Raw genomic sequence first — 20,148 nt, forward strand, 5'->3', positions numbered from 1 at the left:
CAGCGCCGCATCAAGCGGGCTGGGCCTCGGCCATGCCCTGATGTCGCAGCAGCGCATCAAGCTGGGGTTCGCGGCCGCGGAAGGCCTTGAACGAATCCATCGCGCTGCGGCTGCCGCCCGCCTCGAGGATGGCCTGGCGGTACTTGCGGCCGGTCTCGATGTTCGGCTCGCCGTCGGCACCCACGGTTTCCTCGAAGGCCGCGTAGGCGTCGGCGCTCAGCACCTCGGCCCACTTGTAGCTGTAGTAGCCGGCCGCGTAGCCGCCCGAGAAGATGTGGCTGAAAGTATTCGGCGTGCGGCTGAACGGCGGCGACGGCATCACCGCGACTTCGGTGCGCACCTTGCCCAGCAGCGCCATCACGTCGCCCGGCTTGGCGTCGGCGGCGCGGTACTCGGTGTGCAGCAGCATGTCGAACAGCGAGAACTCGATCTGGCGCAGCGTCTGCAGGCCGCTCTGGAAGTTCTTGGCCGCCGTCATCTTGTCGAACAGCGCGCGCGGCAACGGCTCACCAGTGTCGACGTGGGCCGTCATGTGCTTGAGCACGTCCCACTCCCAGCAGAAGTTTTCCATAAACTGGCTCGGCAGCTCGACCGCGTCCCACTCGACGCCGCTGATGCCCGAGACGTCGCGCTCGTTCACCTGCGTGAGCATGTGGTGCAGGCCGTGGCCGAACTCGTGGAAGAGGGTGGTCACGTCGTCGTGCGTGAGCAGCGGCGGCTTGCCGTCGACGCCGCTGGCGAAGTTGCAGACCAGCTGCGCGACCGGCGTCTGCAGCACGCCGTTGTCGGGGCGCAGCCAGCGGGCGCGCACGTCGTCCATCCAGGCGCCGCCGCGCTTGGCGGCGCGGGCGGACGGGTCGAGGTAGAACTGGCCGACCTTCTGACCGGCACGCTCGATGCGGTAGAACTCGACGCTCGGGTGCCACACAGGCGCGCTGTCGCGGCGGATCGACACTTCGAACAGCGTCTCGACGATCTTGAACAGGCCGGCCATGACCTTCGGCGCCGGGAAGTACTGCTTCACCTCCTGCTCGCTGAAGGCATAGCGCGCTTCCTTCAGCTTCTCGCCGATGTAGGTCCAGTCCCAGGGCTGCGGGTCGGTGATGCTCAGCTGCTCGGCCGCGAAGACGCGCAGGTCGGCCAGGTCGCGCTCGCCGTAGGGCTTGGCCTTGGCCGCGAGGTCGCGCAGGAACTTGACGACCTGCTCGGGCGATTCGGCCATCTTCGGCACGACCGACAGTTCGCCGAAATTCCTGTAGCCCAGCAGCTTGGCTTCTTCCTCGCGCAGCGCGAGGATCTCGGTGATCAGCGGGGTGTTGTCGAACGAGGCGTCGCCGAACTCGCTGGCGCGTGTGACATAGGCGCGGTAGAGCTTTTCGCGCAGCGCGCTGCTCTTGGCGAACTGCATCACCGGCAGGTAGCACGGCATCTTGAGCGTGAGCTTGTAGCCTTCCTTGCCGTCGGCCTCTGCGGCCGCGCGGGCGGCGCTCACCACGTCTTCGGGCACGCCTTCGAGCTCGCCGAGAGAGGCGTAGTAGGCAAAGGCGTCGGTCGCGTCGAGGGCGTTCTCGCTGAACTTCTGGCTCAGCTCGGCCTGGCGTTCCTGGATGTCGGCGAAGCGCTTCTTGGCTTCGCCCTGCAGCTCGGCGCCGCCGAGCACGAAGTTGCGCACGGCATTGCGATGGGCCTGGCGCTGCTCGGCATTGAGCGTGGCGACGTCGATGGCCTTGTACTTGGCGTAGAGCCGCTCGTCGGAGCCCAGGCGGGTCCAGAAGGCGGTGACGCGCGGCATGGCTTCGTTGTAGGCGGCGCGCAGCTCGGGGGTGTCAGCCACGGCGTTCAGGTGGCCGATGGCGCCCCAGGCGCGGCTGAAGCGTTCGGAGGCCACGTCGAGCACCTTCGAGATCGCGTTCCAGTCGGCGGGGAATTCGGGCGCCGTCACGGTCTGCAGCGCGGTCTCGGCGTCGGCCAGGAGGGTGTCCACCGCGGGCGACACATGCTCCGGCTTAATCCGGTCGAACAGCGGGAGGTCGGTGAAATCGAGGAGGGGGTTGTTCGTCATGGCCATGTGAGTTACTTGGCGGCGCGTTCGGCCGCTTCAAGGGTGTTGGCGAGCAGCATGGCGCGCGTCATGGGACCGACGCCGCCGGGCACGGGCGTGATCCAGCTTGCGACTTCCTTGACGCCGTCGAAATCGACGTCGCCGGCGAGCTTGCCGTCTTCCTTGCGGTTCATGCCCACGTCGATGATCACCGCGCCGGGCTTCACCATGTCGGCGGTCAGGAGATTGAGCTTGCCCACCGCCGCGACGATCACGTCGGCCTGCCGCGTGATGGCGCCCAGGTCCTGCGTGGCGCTGTGGCAGATGGTCACGGTGGCGCTCTTGGCCAGCAGCATCATGGCCATCGGCTTGCCGACGATGTTGCTGCGGCCGATGACCACCGCGTGCTTGCCGCGCAGGTCGTAGCCGATGGATTCGAGCATCTTCATGCAGCCGTGCGGCGTGCAGGGCCAGAAGCCGGGGGCGCCGATCATCAGCGCGCCCGCGCTGGCAACGTGGAAGCCGTCGACGTCCTTGGCGGGCGAGATCGTCTCGATGACCTTCTGGCTGTCCATGTGCCTGGGCAGCGGCAGCTGGACCAGGATGCCGTGCACCTTCGGGTCGTCGTTGAGGGTGCGGATGCGGGCCAGCAGGTCGGCCTCGCTCATTTCGGCGGGGTAGGTCTCGAGCGTGGCATCCAGGCCGGTCTGGGCGCTGTCGTTGACCTTGTGCCTGGTGTAGACCTGGCTGGCCGGATCTTCGCCCACGAGGATGATGGAAAGGGCCGGGTTCACGCCTTTGGCCTTGAGTGCGGCGGTGCGGCCGGCAACTTCGGCGCGAATGGTTTTGGCGAGGGCGTTGCCGTCGATCAGTTGGGCGGTCATCGGTTTCGATCTTCCAAGTAAAAACGCCCGCTTGCGCAGGCGTGGGGGTCATTCTTCGCTATCGCAGGGATAGCTTCTAGGCCTTGGCCGCGGGGGCCGCCTGTCCGAGTGCGATCTTCAGCAGGTCGGCCACGGTGTTGGCGTTGAGCTTTTCCATGATGTTGGCGCGGTGCGCCTCGACCGTCTTGATGCTGATGCCCAGGTCGTCGGCGATCTGCTTGTTCAGGCGGCCTGCGACGATGCGTTCGAGCACCTGTGCCTCGCGGCCGGTGAGCTTGGACAGCAGCGCGTCGCGGCTGGCCGATTGCTGGTGCTGGGTGAAGGCGCCGCGCGCATGTTCGAGCATGCGTTCGACCAGCGTGACGAGTTCCTCGTCGTTGAAGGGCTTCTGGATGAAATCCATGGCGCCCTTCTTCATGCTGTCGACGGCCATCGGCACGTCGCCGTGGCCGGTGATGACCACGATCGGCAGCGGGGAGCGCCTTTCGATCAGCCGATCCTGCAGTTCGAGGCCGGTCATGCCGGCCATGCGGATGTCGACGATCAAACAGGCGACTTCGCGCGGGTCGTATCGGGAGAGAAAGGATTCGGCGGAATCGAAACAGCGGACTCTGTAGTCCTTGCCTTCGAGCAGCCATTGCAGCGAATCGCGTACGGCTTCGTCGTCGTCGACGACATAGACCGTGCCTTTCTTCGGAATCAAACTCATGCAGGTACCTTTGCCTCGTCGCTAGCTACGGAACTGATAGCGTCCAACACCGGAATCCAGAAGGAAAAACGGCATCCGATCACATCCGGACCATTGTAGATGTTCTCCGCCTGCATCCGGCCGCGGTGCGACTCGACGATGGTGCGGCACAAATTGAGCCCGATGCCCATGCCTTCGGGCTTGGTCGAGAAGAAGGCCTCGTAGAGCCGGTCCATCACTTCCGGGGCCAGGCCCTTGCCGGTGTCCTGCACCGAGAATTCGATGGCGTTGTGGCCCTCGATCACCTTGGGCAGCACCCGCAGCTCGACGCTGCGGCGCGCCAGCGGGCGGTCGGCGATGTCGATGGATTCGGCCGCGTTCTTCAGCAGGTTGACCATCACCTGCTCGATGAGGATCGGGTCGACGCGCACCACCGGCAGCCGTGCCGCCACGTAGTGGTTCAGTCGCACGTTGCGCCGGCGCAGCTCGATGCCGGCGAGCTCGACCGCTTCGCTCACCATGGTGGCCACGTCGGCCGGCGTGCGGTTGGGTTCGCTGCGCTTCACGAAGGAACGGATGCGCTGGATGATCTGGCCCGCGCGCTGGGCCTGCTTCGAGGTTTTCTCGAGCGCGGCGAGCAGCGCCTCGGTGTCGATCGTCTGCCCCTTGATGCGCGACATCATCCCGTTGCAGTAGTTGGTGATGGCGGTCAGCGGCTGGTTGAGCTCGTGCGCCACGCTCGACGCCATTTCGCCCATCGTGATGAGGCGGCTGGCGGCCTGGGCCTTGTCGGCCTGCGCGGCGGCCTGCTCCTCGGCGTCGCGGCGGGGCGTGATGTCGGTGGCGATCACGAGCTGGGCGAGGCGCCCGTCCACCCAGGTCAGGTAGCGCGAGCGCACTTCGAGCCACTTGCCCAGGTGGGGCACGAAGATCTCGTTGTTGGCGGTCTGGGCTGCAGTGAGCGTGTCGATCGGCAGGCCGGCGTAGGGGTCGACGTCGTCCAGGCCCTCGTCGTGCGCGTTCGACGCCGGCACGCCGGCCTGCGCGACCATGCCGAGGTGGCCAACGGTGTCCGAGCCGAACCAGAGGCGGTACAGCTTGTTGGCGAACAGCAGTTCCTCGGAGCCGATGGGCGCCACCGACACGGCCGCGTCCAGTGCCTCCAGCACCGTGGTGAAGCGCTCGTAGGAGGCGGAGAGCTGCTCGCGGATGCGCGTGGGCTCGGTGATGTCGGTCATCGACGTCATCCAGCCGGTCTGGTGGCCGCGCGCGTCGATCAGCGGCGACACGTAGAGGCGGGCGTTGAACACGCTGCCGTTCTTGCGCTTCACCCGCACCTGGAAGCCGCCGGGCAGGGCGCGGCCATGCAGTTCTTCTTCGAGCCGTTCGTTCATCACCTCGCGGTCGGACTCGAGCCAGTAGGGGAAGGGCGGCGACTGGCCGACCAGTTCTTCCTCGCTCCAGCCGGTCATTGCGCAGAACGCGGCGTTCACGTAGGTGATGCGGCCCTGCAGGTCGAGCACCCGCATGCCGGTGAGCATTGAGTTCTCCATGGCCCGGCGGAAGTTGGTTTCAGCCACCAGCCGCTGCTGTGCCTGCAGCCGTCGGCGCGTGTGGCGCCAGGTGCCGATCAGCATCCAGCTCGTGAGCACGCTGAGTGCGCAGACCAGCCAGAACAGCCCGTTGCCGACCACGCCCTGCGACGTGCGGTAGGCCTGCGCCCGCAGCACCAGGGCATTGCCGACCGGCGACACCGGCACTTCATATTCGTTGGTGCGCTCGGTCCAGGGCAGCAGGCGGGTGCCACTTTCCTTCAGGTTGGTGGTGTTGCCTGCGATCACGCGGCCCTTGGCGTCGAGCAGCGACACCGCGTAGCGCGCCTGCACCTCGGACGGCATGCCGTAGCGCAGCAGGCCGTCGACCGAGAACTCGCCGAGCACCACGCCCGCGAACAGGCCCTGGTCGAACAGGGGAATGTGCAGTTGCAGCATCGCCGGGGGATCGCCGCCGGCCACGGGCTGCGAGTACACCGGCTGGCGCAGCTCGCGCGCCAGCGCGTAGTTGCTTTCGATGTCGCCGGGGCGCAGCACGTCGCCGATCAGGTGCTGCTGCGCGGGGTGGACGCTGGGGGCGGCGTAGCCGGCCTTGAAGCGGCGGCGGTCGTCGATCCAGGTGATGGTCTGCAGCTCGGGGAACTGGCTCACCAGCGACTCGGCGCGGCTGGTGAATTCGATCGGGTCGATCTCGCGGTTGGAGGCGTCGCGCGCGATGCGCATCAGTTGCTCCTGCCGCTCGAGCAGCCTCAGGCGCATGCGCTGCTGGGCGTATTCGACGTCGCGGCGGACCGACTCCTGCTCGCGCTCGACCTCCTCGGTGCGCAGATACCAGAAGGCCGACACGATGGCCGCGAGAAAGAGCAGCACGGCGGCCATCGGCGCGAGCATCGCGACCGCGTCCTGCAGCACCGGCGTCTGCTTGCGCCACCACCTGCGCCACCAGGACAGGGGCGAGGCGTTCACGGCACTGCGGGCAACCGCCAGCGGAGAAGAAAGAGGCATGCCCTGAGTTTAGGTGATGGCCCCCTCGGCAGCGACTGGAATGCCGCGGTGCCATGGACTCCTGCATGGTCGGCGTCAAAAGGCTGAATGTCGTCCAAATATCACATTGAGAAATCATAAAGCACTATTTGAAATTGAGATATTTCTATGAGAAACTCCGCCGCGCTGAGCGCATAGCGCACTAAATTACCGCCACAGCCCTAAAAGGAGAGACAAGCATGTCGGCAAATCCCGAGAACCTGTTCGGCTCGGCCGCGAATGACGCGGACGCCCAGGAGACCCGCGAATGGATGGATGCACTGTCCTCCGTCATCCAGAGCGAGGGTCCCGAGCGGGCCCACTTCCTTCTCGAGCAACTGCTCGAACATGCCCGCCAGAACACGGTCGACATGCCGTTCTCGGCCAACACGGGCTACGTCAACACCATCGAGCCTTCGCAGGAGGCTCGCAGCCCCGGCAACCTCGAAATCGAACAGCGCCTGCGCGCCTACATGCGCTGGAACGCGATGGCCATGGTGGTCAAGGCCAACCGCCACCATCCGGCCGAAGGCGGTGACCTGGGCGGCCACATCGGCTCCTTCGCCTCGCTGGCAAGCATGTTCGGCGCCGGCTTCAACCACTTCTGGCACGCCGAGAGCGAAAACCACGGCGGCGACCTGCTCTACATCCAGGGCCACGTTTCGCCCGGCATCTATGCTCGCGCCTACCTCGAAGGCCGCCTCTCCGAAGAGCAACTGCTCAACTTCCGCCAGGAAGTCGACGGCAAGGGCCTGTCGAGCTACCCGCACCCCAAGCTGATGCCGGAGTTCTGGCAGTTCCCCACCGTCTCGATGGGCCTGGGCCCGCTGATGGCGATCTACCAGGCGCGCTTCCTCAAGTACCTGCATGCACGCGGCATCGCCAACACCGAAAACCGCAAGGTCTGGGTGTTCTGCGGCGACGGAGAAATGGACGAGGTCGAATCGCTGGGCGCCATCGGCCTGGCGGCGCGCGAGAACCTCGACAACCTGATCTTCGTCATCAACTGCAACCTGCAGCGCCTGGACGGCCCGGTGCGCGGCAACGGCAAGATCATCCAGGAGCTCGAGGGCGAGTTCCGCGGCGCCAACTGGAACGTCGTGAAGCTCATCTGGGGCAAGGGCTGGGACGCCCTGCTCGAGAAGGACCATGACGGCGCGCTGCGCAAGATCATGATGGAGTGCAACGACGGCGACTACCAGTCGTTCAAGGCCAACGACGGCGCCTACGTGCGCAAGAACTTCTTCGGCCGCGATCCGCGCACGCTGAAGATGGTCGAGCACATGACCGACGACGAGGTCTGGAACCTGCAGCGCGGCGGCCACGACTCGCAGAAGGTGTACGCCGCCTTCCACGCCGCCCAGAACCACAAGGGCCAGCCCACCGTGCTGCTCGTCAAGACCGTCAAGGGCTTCGGCATGGGCAAGATCGGCGAAGGCAAGAACACGGTCCACCAGACCAAGAAACTTGGCGACGAAGACATCAAGGCCTTCCGCGACCGCTTCAACATCCCGATTCCCGACAGCCAGATCGCCGAGCTGCCGTTCTACAAGCCGGCCGACGACACGCCGGAAATGCGCTACCTGCACGAGCGCCGCAAAGCCCTCGGCGGCTACCTGCCGCACCGCCGCGTCAAGGCCGACGAGAGCTTCACGGTCCCGTCGCTCGACACCTTCAAGGCGGTGATGGAGCCCACGGCCGAGGGCCGCGAGATCTCGACCACGCAAGCCTACGTGCGCTTCCTCACGCAGCTGCTGCGCGACAAGGCGCTGGGCCCGCGCGTGGTGCCCATCCTGGTGGACGAGGCCCGCACCTTCGGCATGGAAGGCCTGTTCCGCCAGATCGGCATCTACAACCCGCACGGTCAGCAGTACACCCCGGTCGACAAGGACCAGGTCATGTACTACAAGGAAGACAAGGCCGGCCAGATCCTGCAGGAAGGCATCAACGAAGCCGGCGGCATGTCGAGCTGGATCGCGGCGGCCACGTCGTACAGCACGAACAACCGCATCATGGTGCCGTTCTATGTGTACTACTCGATGTTCGGCTTCCAGCGCATCGGCGACCTGGCTTGGGCGGCCGGCGACATGCAGGCCCGCGGCTTCCTGCTGGGCGGCACCTCGGGGCGCACCACGCTGAACGGCGAAGGCCTGCAGCACGAAGACGGCCACAGCCACATCCTGGCCAACACCATCCCGAACTGCGTGAGCTACGACCCGACCTTCGCGCATGAAGTCGGCGTGATCCTGCACCACGGCCTCAAGCGCATGGTCGAGAAGCAGGACAACGTCTACTACTACCTGACGCTGCTCAACGAGAACTACGCGATGCCCGGCCTGCAGCCCGGCACCGAAGAGCAGATCATCAAGGGCATGTACCTGTCGAAGCAGGGCCCCGCGATCAAGGCGTCCAAGGGCAAGGAAGCACCCACGGTGCAACTGCTGGGCAGCGGCACCATCCTGCGCGAGAGCTTCGCCGCGCAAGAGCTGCTCGAGAAGGACTGGGGCGTGTCGGCTTCCGTTTGGAGCTGCCCGAGCTTCAACGAGCTGACCCGCGACGGCCAGGACGCCGACCGCTGGAACCTGCTGCACCCCGACCAGACGCCGCGCGTGCCCTTCGTGGCCGAGCAGCTCGCGCCCACTGCAGGCCCGGTGGTCGCATCGACCGACTACATGAAGGCCTATGCCGAGCAGATCCGTCCCTTCATCCCGAAGGGCCGCACCTACAAGGTGCTCGGCACCGACGGCTTCGGCCGCAGCGACTTCCGCAACAAGCTGCGCGAGCACTTCGAGATCAACCGCCACTACATCGTGGTGGCTGCGCTCAAGGCGCTGAGCGAAGACGGCACCGTGCCCGTGGCCAAGGTGGTGGAAGCGATCAAGAAGTACGGCATCAATGTCGACAAGGTCAACCCGCTTTACGCCTGACCCTCAACAATCAACGAACGAAACGGCGCCTCACGGCGGGAGACAAACGATATGGCAGCAGTGGAAGTCAAGGTGCCGGACATCGGCGATTTCGATGAAGTCGCGGTGATCGAGGTGCTTGTGAAGGTGGGCGACACGGTCAAGGCCGAGCAGTCGCTCATCACGGTGGAATCGGACAAGGCGTCGATGGAAATCCCGTCGTCCACGGCCGGTGTGGTCAAGGAACTGAAGGTCGAGGTCGGCAGCAAGGTGAAGGAGGGCTCGGTGGTGCTCGTGCTGGAGGCCGATGGAGCGGGTGCCGCTGCACCGGCTCCGGCTGCGGCTCCTGCCGCCGCTGCGCCCGCACCTGCGCCGGCGCCCGCTGCGGCTGCGCCGGCACCTGCCGCCGCGCCTGCAGCGGCGTCGGGTCCGGTCGAGGTCAAGGTGCCCGACATCGGCGATTTCAAGGACGTGGCGGTCATCGAGCTGCTCGTGAAGGTCGGCGACACGGTCAAGGCCGAGCAGTCGCTCATCACGGTGGAGTCGGACAAGGCCTCGATGGAGATTCCGTCGTCGGCGGCCGGCGTGCTCAAGGAACTCAAGGTCAAGGTCGGCGACACCGTCAACATCGGCGACCTGATCGCCGTGCTCGAAGGCACGGCTGCCGCGGCCCCGGCGCCCGCGCAGGCCGCTGCTGCCGCGCCTGCTGCGGCAACCGCCAGCGCACCCGCGCCCGCGCCATCCGCCGCAGCCCCGGCGCCCGCCGCGAGCCCTGCTGCTGCTGCTGCCGCCGCACCGCACGACCCGACCGTCGCGCCCACCGGCAAGCTGCCGCACGCGTCCCCGTCGGTGCGCAAGTTCGCCCGCGAACTCGGCGTGCCGCTCGAAGAGGTCAAGGGTTCCGGCCTCAAGGGCCGCATCACGCAGGAAGACATTCAGAGCTTCACCAAGGCCGTGATGAGCGGCCAGGTCAGCACCAAGGCTTCCGCGGCCAAGGCGCCGGCTGGTGGCGCCGGCGACGGTGCGGCCCTGGGCCTCATTCCATGGCCGAAGGTCGACTTCACCAAGTTCGGCACGGTCGAGCGCAAGGACCTCTCGCGCATCAAGAAGCTCAGCGGCGCCAACCTGCACCGCAACTGGGTGATGATCCCGCACGTCACCAACAACGACGAAGCAGACATCACCGAGCTCGAGGCCTTCCGCGTCTCCACCAACAAGGAGAACGAGAAGTCCGGTGTCAAGGTCACGATGCTGGCCTTCGTCATCAAGGCGGTGGTCGCGGCGCTGAAGAAATTCCCCGAGTTCAATACCAGCCTGGATGGCGACCAGCTCGTCTACAAGCAGTACTACAACATCGGCTTCGCGGCGGACACGCCCAACGGCCTGGTGGTGCCGGTGCTGAAGGATGCCGACAAGAAGGGCATCCTGCAGATCAGCGCCGAGATGGGCGAACTGGCCAAGAAGGCGCGCGACGGCAAGCTCGGCTCGGCCGACATGCAGGGCGGCTGCTTCTCGATCAGCTCGCTCGGCGGCATCGGCGGCACGCACTTCACGCCCATCATCAACGCTCCGGAAGTGGCCATCCTCGGCCTGTCGAAGAGCGCGATGAAGCCGGTGTGGGACGGCAAGCAGTTCGTGCCGCGCCTGACGCTGCCGATGTCGCTGTCCTATGACCACCGCGTGATCGACGGCGCCCTGGCTGCGCGTTTCAACGCCTACCTGGGCCAGGTGCTCGCGGACTATCGCCGTATCCTGCTATGACCACGGTTGTGGCCGTCCGCAAGGGTGGCCAGGTCACGATGGCAGCCGATTCTCTGGTGACCTTCGGCGACACGCGTCTTTCGCACCGCGCCGAGGCCAACCAGAAGATCTTCACCGTCGAGGACGCGGCGGGCACCAGCCTGTTCGCGATGGCCGGCGCGGCCGCGCACTTCCTGGTGCTGCAGCATGCGCTGGCCGTGCAACCGCGCGAGAAGCTGCTGTTCGGCAGCAAGCACGAGATCTTCCGTACCTTCACGATGCTGCATCCGGTGCTGAAGGACTCGTTCTTCATGCAGACCAAGGAAGACGACCACGAGCCCTACGAGTCGAGCCAGTTCACGATGCTGATGGCCAACCCGAGCGGCATCTACGGCATCTACAGCTACCGCGAGGTGTTCGAGTTCAAGGAGTTCTGGGCCATCGGCTCGGGACGCAGCTTTGCGCTCGGCGCCATGCACGCGGCCTATGACATCAAGTCGCGCACCTCGCGCGACGTGGCGGAGGCGGGCATTGCCGCCGCCTGCGAATTCGATCGCAATTCGGCCCCACCGGTCGACGTTCTCACACTCAAACTGAAAGTGTCCAAATGAGCGAACAACAAATCAAGGTGCCCGACATCGGCGACTTCGACGAAGTCGCGGTGATCGAGGTGCTGGTCAATGTCGGAGACACGGTCAAGGCCGAGCAGTCGCTGATCACGGTCGAATCGGACAAGGCCTCGATGGAGATTCCGTCGTCCGCCGCCGGCGTGGTGAAGGCGCTGGCCGTGAAGGTGGGCGACAAGGTCAAGGAAGGCTCTGTCGTGCTGACGCTGGAAGTCGACGGCGCCGCCGCGGCCGCCCCCGCTGCCGCAGCACCGGCTCCCGCTGCCGCCGCCGCACCCAGTGCAGCCCCCGCGCCCAAGGCCGCACCGGCGCCGGCCCCCGCTTCGGCGGCCGTGGCCGTGTCGAGCTACGGCGGCAAGGTCGATGTCGAATGCGACGTGGTCGTGCTCGGCGCAGGCCCCGGCGGCTATTCGGCAGCCTTCCGCGCGGCCGACCTCGGCCTGAAGGTCGTGCTGATCGAGCGGTACGCCACCCTCGGCGGCGTGTGCCTGAATGTCGGCTGCATCCCGTCGAAGGCGCTGCTGCACGTGGCGTCGGTCATGGACGAGGTCAAGCACTTCGCGGACCTGGGCGTGAGCTTTGCCGCTCCCACGGTCGACCGCGCCAAGCTGCTGGGCCACAAGAACAAGGTGGTGGGCAAGCTCACCAGCGGCCTCACGGCCATGGCCAAGATGCGCAAGGTGACGGTGCTGCGCGGCGTCGGCAATTTCATCGACCCGTACCACCTGGAGGTCGACGAAACCTCGGGCACCAGCTGGGACACCACGGGCAGCAAGCAGACCGTCAAGTTCCGCAACGCCATCATCGCGGCCGGCTCGCAGGCCGTGAGCCTGCCCTTCATGCCGAAGGACCCGCGCGTGGTCGACTCGACCGGCGCGCTCGAGATGGGCACCGACCCCAAGCGCATGCTGATCCTGGGCGGCGGCATCATCGGCCTGGAGATGGGCACGGTGTATTCGACGCTGGGCGCACGCCTGGACGTGGTCGAAATGCTCGACGGCCTGATGCAGGGCGCCGACCGCGACCTGGTCAAGGTCTGGCAGAAGATGAATGCGCCGCGCTTCGACAACATCATGCTGAAGACGAAGACGGTCGGCGCCGAGGCCACGAAGGAAGGCATCAAGGTCAGCTTCGAGGGCGAGAACGCGCCGAAGGAGCCGCAGGTGTACGACCTGGTGCTGCAGGCCGTGGGCCGCAGCCCCAACGGCAAGAAGATCGGCGCCGAGAAGGCCGGCGTCACGGTGAGCGACCGCGGCTTCATACCGGTCGACATCCAGATGCGCACCAACGTGCCGCACATCTTCGCCATCGGCGACATCGTGGGCCAGCCCATGCTGGCGCACAAGGCGGTGCACGAGGCACACGTGGCGGCCGAAGTGATCGCAGGCGAGCAGAAGGGCGACAAGGAGCTGTCCAGCGCCGCCTTCAACGCCCGGGTGATCCCGAGCGTGGCCTACACCGACCCCGAGGTGGCGTGGGTCGGCCTGACCGAGGACCAGGCCAAGACCGAGGGCATCAAGGTCAAGAAGGGGCACTTCCCGTGGTCGGCATCGGGCCGCGCCATCGCCAACGGCCGCGACGAGGGCTTCACCAAGCTGCTGTTCGACGCCGAGACGCACCGCATCCTGGGCGGCGGCATCGTTGGCACGCACGCCGGCGACATGCTCGGCGAGATTGCACTCGCCATCGAGATGGGCGCCGACGAAATCGACATCGGCAAGACCATCCACCCGCACCCGACGCTGGGCGAAAGCATCGGCATGGCGGCGGAAGTGGCGCACGGCACCTGCACCGACCTGCCGCCGGCCCGCAAGAGCTGATTTCCGGCTGGAAGGGGGCGCCTGTCGAGCGCCCATAAAAAAATCCCGCTGCGGCGGGATTTTTTTCGTCCTGGACTTCCAGGGAGGGAGGAGGGGCTCAGTTGCCGGTGTGTGCGACGGCTGCCGCCTTCACTTCGTCCGTGGGGCCGGCCAGCACGCGGCGGGCACCGTCGAAGCGGCGCTGCCAGTAGCTGCCGTTCATGTCTTCCACGCGAACCTGGGCGCCGGAGCGGGGCGAGTGGATGAACTTGCCTTCGCCGACATAGATGCCGACATGGCTGAAGGCGCGGCGCATGGTGTTGAAGAACACGAGGTCGCCGGGCTTGAGCTGCTCGCGGTCGATCTTCTCGGTGGCGGCTGCCTGCTCTTCGGCACGACGGGGGAGCATGTGGCCCACCGTCTGGTTGTACATGGCACGAACGAAGCCGCTGCAATCGAAGCCTGCTTCCGCCGTGTTGCCGCCGCGGCGATAAGGCACGCCGAGGAAGCCGATGGCAGTGACCACGAGGTCGGAGGTTCGTTCGGAGACTGTTTGACGCACCTGCTGCAGCTGGCCGATCAGGCCTTTGTCTGCAAGCATGCGGGCCATCTCGTCGTCAGATCGGTCCTGTTGAGGGGCTGCGTGGGCAGCGACGGCAAGCAGGAGGGACACGGGTAGGACGAAAAAACGCATGGCGCGTAGGATATTGATGACGCGCGGTTATGTCAATTTAAACAGAATTAGCGATTGCCACCGTAAACCATTGATTTACATGGATTTTTTCAATTCGGCCAAAGAAAAAATGTAACGGTGAACGTTTATGGTCCATAAGTGGTTGTCACAAAATGGACCTACGCCGACGGGTTGGACGACACCGGATGCTGGATCCAGTCGCCATTTGCTGCCAAGCTGATGTCATCCATCAGCAAAGTCCGCGAAGTTGCAGGTTAGTGCTCGGAGCCGGTGCTGCCGGCGTCAACCGGGGCAGCCCGGCAGCGGCAGCGTCGGCAGCATGCGTTGCCACAGGCGCTTCCACTCCGGCCAGTCGTGGCCGCCTTCGGTGGTAAAGACGCGTTCCGCGGGCAGGGCCGCCGCCAGCAGCCGGTGGCTGAAAGCGAAACGGTCGTCCACGCCGTAGCCCAGGTAGAGCGGCGGGCGCGGCGCCGCGGTCTGCGTGAAGCCGACGTAGCCGCGCAACCATTGCCATAGCTGGGTTTCGTTCGGCGCGCGGGAAATGCCTTCGCCCGGATCCGCCAGCGGGCCGCGCCATTGCGCAAGCCCGCCGGCGTTGGCGATGTCGGTGCTCTGCGCGCGCTCGCCGAGGTAGGGCGCGAGCGTCACCACGCCGGAGAGTTCGCCAAGATGCGTCTGCGCATAGAGCAGCCCGCCGAATCCGCCGACCGAGATGCCGACGATCCAGATATGGCGGTAGCCATGCTGGCGTGCCGGCGCCATCACGTCGGCGCTCAGGCGATCGAGGATGCTCCTGTTGTTGTAGTAGCCCAGGTGCGCGTCGACCAGCATCACGTCCGCGGCGAGCCGGGCGTCTCGCACGGCACTGACGAAGCCTTCGCGCGTGAATTCGTCGGGGGTGGAATAGGCGCCGGGCAGCATGACCAGCAGCGTGTCGACGTTGCGCGCGCAATTGCTCTTATCGAGCGTGGTCGCCATCGGCACGGTGGCCTTGCGTATTCCGCCGCAGGCCGCGACCAGCAGGGCCGCTCCGATTCCCAGGGCTACGAGGCAAAGGCGTGTTGACGGCAGCTTCATGCGCCGCAGTTTAGGCGCGGCGGGACGCCGGCAGGTCGACCATCACCGGTTGCCCTGGCGTTGTGCAGCCGGTGTCGCAGCATTTGCCGGGCTGGCGGTTGCGGGTGATGGCGCGTGCCGGGTCGTGCGGGGCGGCGGCGGGCGATCCGTCCGCCGCGATGCCGCGCTCGAGGATGCGCTCCACCAGTTCGACCTTGGAGCCGAGCGGGTAGTTGCGCCAGATTTCCTGCTTCATCGCAGCCGGCGAACCGCCGCCGTGCAGGCTGATCACGCTGTACCAGCCGCCCTGGTAGCCCGCCGTCAGATCCTCGATGAAGCGGGCGGTCTCGATGCGCTGCTCGTAGGGAATGGCCGGGTTGGCGCGCAGCACGTCCGACAGGCGGGCGGCGGTCTCGGGGTTGTGGTCTTCGTCGGGGCCGGGCAGGGTGACGATGAGCCCGCCGCTCACGTAGTGCGCGATGCGGTGCATGTCGTAGATCTTGGTGGCCAGCAGCAGCTTGCCGATGTTGCTGAACACCGGGTCTGGCATGAAGACCTCGCAGTGCTCGTCGGCCTTGCCGTAGACGCTGGCCGCCACGCCGCAGGCAAAGAAGCTTTCGGTGATGGTGATGAGCTCGACCATCTGCTCGCGCAGATGGCTTTCCTTGCCCGGGTCGAAGCCGTTGGCCTCGCACATCAGCGCGCCGGCGCCGATCAGCAGGTCGCCGAAGCCCGCGCGCGCGCCGATGCAGCTGTGGCGGTGGTGCGTGGCGTAGCTGTAGGTCAGTTGGCCGGAATGCTCCCATTCCCCGGCGTAGAACACGCGCTCCCAGGGCACGAAGACCTTGTCGAACATGCATACGCCGGTGCTCTGCCCGTACTTGCGGCTGAAAAGGGCGTCGCCGTGCTCGAGCTTTTCCCCGGGGCGCCCGGCGGGGCGGGCGACGATGGTGAGCCCCGGCGCGTCCAGCGACACGGCGCAGCAGACGGCGAAGTCGGCGTCTTCCTTGCCCATGTTGCGGCAGGGCATGACCAGCAGTTCATGCACATAGGGCGCTCCCGTCACGATGGCCTTGGTGCCCGAGATGACGATGCCGCGCGCATTGCGCTCCACCACGTGCAGGTAGCTGTCGACGTTGGCCTGCTCGTGCGGCCGCCGGCTGCGGTCGCCCTTGGCGTCGGTCATGGCGACGCCCAGCGTCAGGTCCTGGTCCTGCACGCGGTGCAGGTACTCGTGGAAGCGGGCGGTGTGCTCGGTACTGCCGCGGGCGTCGTCGATGCGGGCCGAGACCTGGGCGATGGCGTTGAGCGCGTCGTGCGTCAGGTAGCGCTGGGCGCAGCCGGTTTCCTGGCAGACAAGGCGCACCGCCTCCAGCTTGTTGAGCAGGTCGCCGGAGCTGGTGTTGATGTGCGACAGCCGGTTCACGCGCTTGCCGCTGGTGTGCTGCACCGCCGTCATCAGCGGCTCGTATTCCTTGCGCAGCGCGTAGTCGTAGGTGAGGGCGATGGCATTGATGCCGGGCTGGAAGGCGGGCTCATCGGCCACGCTTTCGACGCGGCGGCCGTCCACGAAGACGGTGGGGCGGTAGCGGCGCAGCGATTCGCGGTAGTCGGCGCCGGACATGAGCGTGGTGGCGGGGAGCGGGGCGTTCATCGATTCTTGTCTCCGTGGTTTTCCGGGCTTCCGAGGGGCTTCCGGGCAAAATTTGAACACTGTTTAATTTTTTGATCAACGCTCGAATTTTTGTATAGTCCCGCCCATGCATGCCAAGCTCCAACGCCGCCAGGCGCTCACCGATGTGCGCCGCGCGCTGGTGCTCGACGCCGCACGCGCCGTGTTCCTGGAAGCTGGCATCGAGGGCGCGAGCATTCGCGAAATCGCGCGCAGGGCCGGCTACACGCCGGGCGCCATCTACTCCTATTTCGACAGCAAGGAAGCGATCTACGGCGCGCTGCTCGATGAATCGATCCAGCGGCTCCAGACGGCCGTCGCCGATGCCCCCGAATCCGAAGGCCGCCCTGACCAGACGCTCGCCGCCAAGGCGCAGGCTTGGTTCGACTTCTACGCAGCGAACCCGCGCGAGCTCGACCTCGGCTTCTATCTGGTGCAGGGCATGCGCCCGCGCGGGCTGACCAGCGAGCTCGACCATGAGCTGAACGACCATCTGCATCAGGCCCTGCGCCCCTGCGAAGACGCGTTGCAGGCCATGGGCCTCGACGCGGACGGCGCTTTGCGGGAAAACACCTCGCTGTTCGCACACGGCGTGGGCCTGCTGCTGATGCAGCACACCGGGCGCATCCGCATGTTCAGGCAGTCGGCCGACGCACTCTTCAAGGCCTACGTGGCGCAGCTGGTGGAGCGTGTTGCCGCCCAGGCGGCCAAACCCGGTCTTTTCGGTGGTACGGTTTAGCCCAACCTAAACCTCTACAAGAAAGAATCCGTTCATGCTGCTCGACGCTTCGCAATCCCAACTCGTGCTGGTCGACTACCAGGCACGGCTGATGCCGGCGGTCTTCGAAAACGAGGCCGTTGCGAAGAATGCCGTGCGCCTCGGCCAGATGGCGAAATGGGTCGACGTGCCGGTCTGGGGCACCGAGCAGAACCCGTCCAAGCTCGGCGAAAACCTGCCGGACATCCGCGCGCTGTGCAGGAAGACGCTGGCGAAGATGCACTTCAGCGGCGTGGAAGAGGGCCTCGGCGAATGGCTGCGCGCGCCTGCCAAAACCGCGCCGCAGGGCAATGCCCGGAGCCTGCCGAAGCATCTGCAGAAGCCGCAGGCCGCGCCCGAAGAGCGCAACACCATCGTGATCGCCGGCTGCGAAGCCCATGTCTGCCTGCTGCAGACCGCGCTCGACCTGCTGGAAGACGAGTTCGAAGTCTGGGTCGTCACCGACGCCTGCAGCTCGCGCACCGAGCGCAACCGCGACGCCGCGTTCGACCGGCTGGCCGGTGCCGGCGCCGAGCTGGTGACGACGGAGATGGTCGGCTTCGAGTGGCTGCGCACTGCCGAGCACCCGGCGTTCCGCGAACTGCAGGCCCTGATCCGGTAAACCCGCTGCCCCCGGCGCTGCTGCCGGGTTGGGGCTCGGCCGGGTTGTCCCGGTCGTCAGCTTGCTGCAAGATCGGTCTCCATAATTATGAATTCAGTTTTGGCGAGGCTGCCTGAACGAAAACATAGAACGGAGACAAATCCAGATGAGCCGCTTTGAAGAGTTCCATCGCCAGTCAGTGGATGCGCCCGAGGCCTTCTGGGCCGAGCAGGCCCGGCTGATCGACTGGCACACCCCCGCGCAGCAGATCCTTGACGCCAGCCAGCCGCCGTTCGCGCGCTGGTTCGTGGGCGGCACCACCAACCTGTGCCACAACGCCGTCGACCGGCACCTTGCCGAGCGCGGCAGCCAGCCCGCGCTGATCTTCGTCTCCACAGAAACCGGCGTCGAAAAGAGCTACAGCTTCGACGAGCTGCACGCCGAAGTGCAGCGCACCGCCGCCAGCCTTGTCGAGCTCGGTGTCGGCAAGGGCGACCGGGTGCTCATCTACATGCCGATGATTCCCGAGGCCGCGTTCGCCATGCTGGCCTGCGCGCGCATCGGCGCCATCCACTGCGTGGTGTTCGGCGGCTTCGCGAGCGTTTCGCTGGCCACGCGCATCGAAGATGCCGAGCCCAAGGTGGTCGTGAGTGCCGATGCCGGCTCGCGCGGCGGCAAGGTCATCGCGTACAAGCCGCTGCTCGACGAGGCGATCCGCCTGTCGAAGCACAAGCCCTCGGCCGTGCTGCTCACCGACCGCGGCCTCGCACCCATGGACCTGACGGCAGGGCGCGACCACCTCGCCGCCGACCTGCGCCAGAAGCACATCGACGCCAAGGTGCCCTGCACCTGGCTCGCCTCGACCGACATCAGCTACACCATCTACACGAGCGGGACCACCGGCAAGCCCAAGGGCGTACAACGCGACGTGAGCGGCTACGCAGTGGCGCTGGCCGCGAGCATGAAGCACATCTTCGACGGGCGGGCTGGCGAAACCTACTTCTCGACCAGCGACATCGGCTGGGTCGTGGGCCACAGCTACATCGTGTACGGCCCGCTGATCGCGGGCATGGCGACCATCATGTACGAAGGCCTGCCCACCCAGGGCATCGACCGGCAGCCCGACGGCGGCATCTGGTGGCGCCTCGTCGAGAAGTACAAGGTGACGGTGATGTTCAGCGCGCCCACCGCGGTGCGCGTGCTCAAGAAGCAGGACCCGGCCCTGCTCAAGAAGTACGACCTGTCCAGCCTGCGCGCGCTGTTCCTGGCCGGCGAGCCGCTCGACGAGCCCACCGCCCGCTGGATCAGCGAGGGCCTGGGCGTGCCGATCATCGACAACTACTGGCAGACCGAATCGGGCTGGCCGATGATCACCATCGCCAATGGCGTGGAGGCCAAGGCCAGCAAGTTCGGCAGTCCGGGCGTGCCGATGTACGGCTACCGCATCAAGATCCTGCACGAGTCGACCGGCGAGGAACTGACCGGCGCGAACGAGAAAGGCGTGGTCGTGGTGGAGGGGCCGACCCCGCCCGGTTTCATGCAGACCGTGTGGAAGGACGACGCGCGCTTCGTCGATACCTACTGGAAAAGCGTACCCGGCAAGATGGTCTATTCGACCTTCGACTGGGGCATTCGCGATGAAGACGGCTATTTCTACATCCTCGGGCGCACCGACGACGTGATCAACGTGGCGGGCCACCGACTGGGCACGCGCGAGATCGAGGAGAGCATTTCGGGCCATGCCAACGTCGCGGAAGTGGCCGTGGTGGGCGTTGCCGACGCGCTCAAGGGGCAGGTGGCGATGGCCTTCGTCGTTCCGAAGGACGGCAAGGCCGTGGCCGACGCCGACCTGGCGCTCAAGCTCGAGGGCGAGATCATGAAGCTGGTGGCCGACCAGCTCGGCGCGCTGGCCCGTCCCGCGCGCGTGCGCTTCGTGAGCGGCCTGCCCAAGACGCGCAGCGGCAAATTGCTGCGCCGCGCCATCCAGGCCGTCTGCGAGCAGCGCGACCCGGGCGACCTGACCACCATCGACGACCCCGCCACGCTGCAGCAGATCAAACAGTTACTTTCTGCGCCCTGAGTTATCCACGAAGGGGGTTGCAGGCTCC

14 protein-coding genes are annotated in these 20,148 nt (G+C 66.3%); 7 read left to right on the forward strand and 7 right to left on the reverse strand.

Annotation, left to right across the window (positions count from 1 at the left end):
• Positions 1-10: 10 nt before the first annotated feature.
• From C4F17_RS02895 to C4F17_RS02910, 4 genes are all read right to left on the reverse strand, one after another.
• A complete protein-coding gene (locus tag C4F17_RS02895) occupies positions 11-2,068 on the reverse strand; it encodes a M3 family metallopeptidase (RefSeq protein ID WP_106934223.1) in 2,058 nt (685 codons plus the stop codon).
• A gap of 5 nt (positions 2,069-2,073) precedes the next feature.
• The gene (folD, locus tag C4F17_RS02900; RefSeq protein WP_106934224.1) at positions 2,074-2,925 is read right to left on the reverse strand and encodes a bifunctional methylenetetrahydrofolate dehydrogenase/methenyltetrahydrofolate cyclohydrolase FolD; all 852 of its coding nucleotides are present in this window, start codon (positions 2,923-2,925) and stop codon (positions 2,074-2,076) included.
• 76 nt (positions 2,926-3,001) lie between these two features.
• The gene (locus C4F17_RS02905) at positions 3,002-3,634 is read right to left on the reverse strand and encodes a response regulator transcription factor (protein ID WP_012747279.1); all 633 of its coding nucleotides are present in this window, start codon (positions 3,632-3,634) and stop codon (positions 3,002-3,004) included.
• Complete coding sequence (locus C4F17_RS02910) at positions 3,631-6,171, reverse strand: PAS domain-containing sensor histidine kinase (RefSeq protein ID WP_081268979.1); 2,541 nt, start codon at positions 6,169-6,171, stop codon at positions 3,631-3,633. The genes C4F17_RS02905 and C4F17_RS02910 overlap by 4 nt, the downstream gene beginning before the upstream one ends.
• Positions 6,172-6,389: 218 nt before the next feature.
• Between C4F17_RS02910 and aceE the strand changes: the two genes are divergently transcribed.
• The 4 genes from aceE to lpdA are packed head-to-tail and all read left to right on the forward strand — an operon-like array spanning position 6,390 to position 13,281.
• Positions 6,390-9,116, forward strand: a complete 2,727-nt coding sequence (aceE, locus tag C4F17_RS02915) for a pyruvate dehydrogenase (acetyl-transferring), homodimeric type (protein WP_081268978.1) — start codon at positions 6,390-6,392, stop codon at positions 9,114-9,116.
• Positions 9,117-9,167: 51 nt separating this feature from the next.
• The gene (aceF, locus tag C4F17_RS02920) at positions 9,168-10,856 is read left to right on the forward strand and encodes a dihydrolipoyllysine-residue acetyltransferase (RefSeq protein WP_106934225.1); all 1,689 of its coding nucleotides are present in this window, start codon (positions 9,168-9,170) and stop codon (positions 10,854-10,856) included.
• Entirely contained in the window at positions 10,853-11,446 is a 594-nt protein-coding gene (locus C4F17_RS02925; protein ID WP_081271711.1) for an MFS transporter, read from the forward strand. The genes aceF and C4F17_RS02925 overlap by 4 nt, the downstream gene beginning before the upstream one ends.
• Positions 11,443-13,281, forward strand: a complete 1,839-nt coding sequence (gene lpdA, locus C4F17_RS02930) for a dihydrolipoyl dehydrogenase (RefSeq protein WP_106934226.1) — start codon at positions 11,443-11,445, stop codon at positions 13,279-13,281. The genes C4F17_RS02925 and lpdA overlap by 4 nt, the downstream gene beginning before the upstream one ends.
• 97 nt (positions 13,282-13,378) lie before the next feature.
• Here lpdA and C4F17_RS02935 read toward each other — a convergent pair whose 3' ends face one another.
• The 3 genes from C4F17_RS02935 to C4F17_RS02945 all read right to left on the reverse strand — a co-directional run bounded on the left by C4F17_RS02935 (position 13,379) and on the right by C4F17_RS02945 (position 16,664).
• Positions 13,379-13,954: a C40 family peptidase gene (locus C4F17_RS02935; protein ID WP_081271713.1), complete on the reverse strand. Its 576-nt coding sequence runs from the start codon at positions 13,952-13,954 to the stop codon at positions 13,379-13,381.
• A gap of 282 nt (positions 13,955-14,236) precedes the next feature.
• The gene (locus tag C4F17_RS02940; protein WP_106934227.1) at positions 14,237-15,031 is read right to left on the reverse strand and encodes an alpha/beta fold hydrolase; all 795 of its coding nucleotides are present in this window, start codon (positions 15,029-15,031) and stop codon (positions 14,237-14,239) included.
• 10 nt (positions 15,032-15,041) lie between these two features.
• Entirely contained in the window at positions 15,042-16,664 is a 1,623-nt protein-coding gene (locus C4F17_RS02945) for a 4-hydroxyphenylacetate 3-hydroxylase family protein (RefSeq protein ID WP_106934228.1), read from the reverse strand.
• A gap of 106 nt (positions 16,665-16,770) precedes the next feature.
• Here C4F17_RS02945 and C4F17_RS02950 point away from each other — a divergent pair, with 106 nt between their 5' ends.
• The 3 genes from C4F17_RS02950 (at position 16,771) to C4F17_RS02960 (ending at position 20,120) form a co-directional block, all read left to right on the forward strand.
• The gene (locus C4F17_RS02950; protein ID WP_106934229.1) at positions 16,771-17,421 is read left to right on the forward strand and encodes a TetR/AcrR family transcriptional regulator; all 651 of its coding nucleotides are present in this window, start codon (positions 16,771-16,773) and stop codon (positions 17,419-17,421) included.
• Between the two features lie 34 nt (positions 17,422-17,455).
• Positions 17,456-18,061, forward strand: a complete 606-nt coding sequence (locus C4F17_RS02955; protein ID WP_106934230.1) for an isochorismatase family protein — start codon at positions 17,456-17,458, stop codon at positions 18,059-18,061.
• Positions 18,062-18,185: 124 nt separating this feature from the next.
• The gene (locus C4F17_RS02960; RefSeq protein WP_325002727.1) at positions 18,186-20,120 is read left to right on the forward strand and encodes a propionate--CoA ligase; all 1,935 of its coding nucleotides are present in this window, start codon (positions 18,186-18,188) and stop codon (positions 20,118-20,120) included.
• The last annotated feature ends 28 nt before the right edge of the window (positions 20,121-20,148 follow it).

The sequence above is a fragment of the Variovorax sp. PMC12 genome, from assembly GCF_003019815.1.
Lineage (GTDB): Bacteria > Pseudomonadota > Gammaproteobacteria > Burkholderiales > Burkholderiaceae_C > Variovorax.

Excerpts from the sequence above, each read along its gene's own strand:
- C4F17_RS02895 (WP_106934223.1), bottom strand. The coding sequence starts at position 2,068 with ATGGCCATGACGAACAACCCCCTCCTCGATTTCACCGACCTCCCGCTG.
- folD (WP_106934224.1), bottom strand. The coding sequence starts at position 2,925 with ATGACCGCCCAACTGATCGACGGCAACGCCCTCGCCAAAACCATTCGC.
- C4F17_RS02905 (WP_012747279.1), bottom strand. The coding sequence starts at position 3,634 with ATGAGTTTGATTCCGAAGAAAGGCACGGTCTATGTCGTCGACGACGAC.
- C4F17_RS02910 (WP_081268979.1), bottom strand. The coding sequence starts at position 6,171 with ATGCCTCTTTCTTCTCCGCTGGCGGTTGCCCGCAGTGCCGTGAACGCC.
- aceE (WP_081268978.1), top strand. The coding sequence starts at position 6,390 with ATGTCGGCAAATCCCGAGAACCTGTTCGGCTCGGCCGCGAATGACGCG.
- aceF (WP_106934225.1), top strand. The coding sequence starts at position 9,168 with ATGGCAGCAGTGGAAGTCAAGGTGCCGGACATCGGCGATTTCGATGAA.
- C4F17_RS02925 (WP_081271711.1), top strand. The coding sequence starts at position 10,853 with ATGACCACGGTTGTGGCCGTCCGCAAGGGTGGCCAGGTCACGATGGCA.
- lpdA (WP_106934226.1), top strand. The coding sequence starts at position 11,443 with ATGAGCGAACAACAAATCAAGGTGCCCGACATCGGCGACTTCGACGAA.
- C4F17_RS02935 (WP_081271713.1), bottom strand. The coding sequence starts at position 13,954 with ATGCGTTTTTTCGTCCTACCCGTGTCCCTCCTGCTTGCCGTCGCTGCC.
- C4F17_RS02940 (WP_106934227.1), bottom strand. The coding sequence starts at position 15,031 with ATGAAGCTGCCGTCAACACGCCTTTGCCTCGTAGCCCTGGGAATCGGA.
- C4F17_RS02945 (WP_106934228.1), bottom strand. The coding sequence starts at position 16,664 with ATGAACGCCCCGCTCCCCGCCACCACGCTCATGTCCGGCGCCGACTAC.
- C4F17_RS02950 (WP_106934229.1), top strand. The coding sequence starts at position 16,771 with ATGCATGCCAAGCTCCAACGCCGCCAGGCGCTCACCGATGTGCGCCGC.
- C4F17_RS02955 (WP_106934230.1), top strand. The coding sequence starts at position 17,456 with ATGCTGCTCGACGCTTCGCAATCCCAACTCGTGCTGGTCGACTACCAG.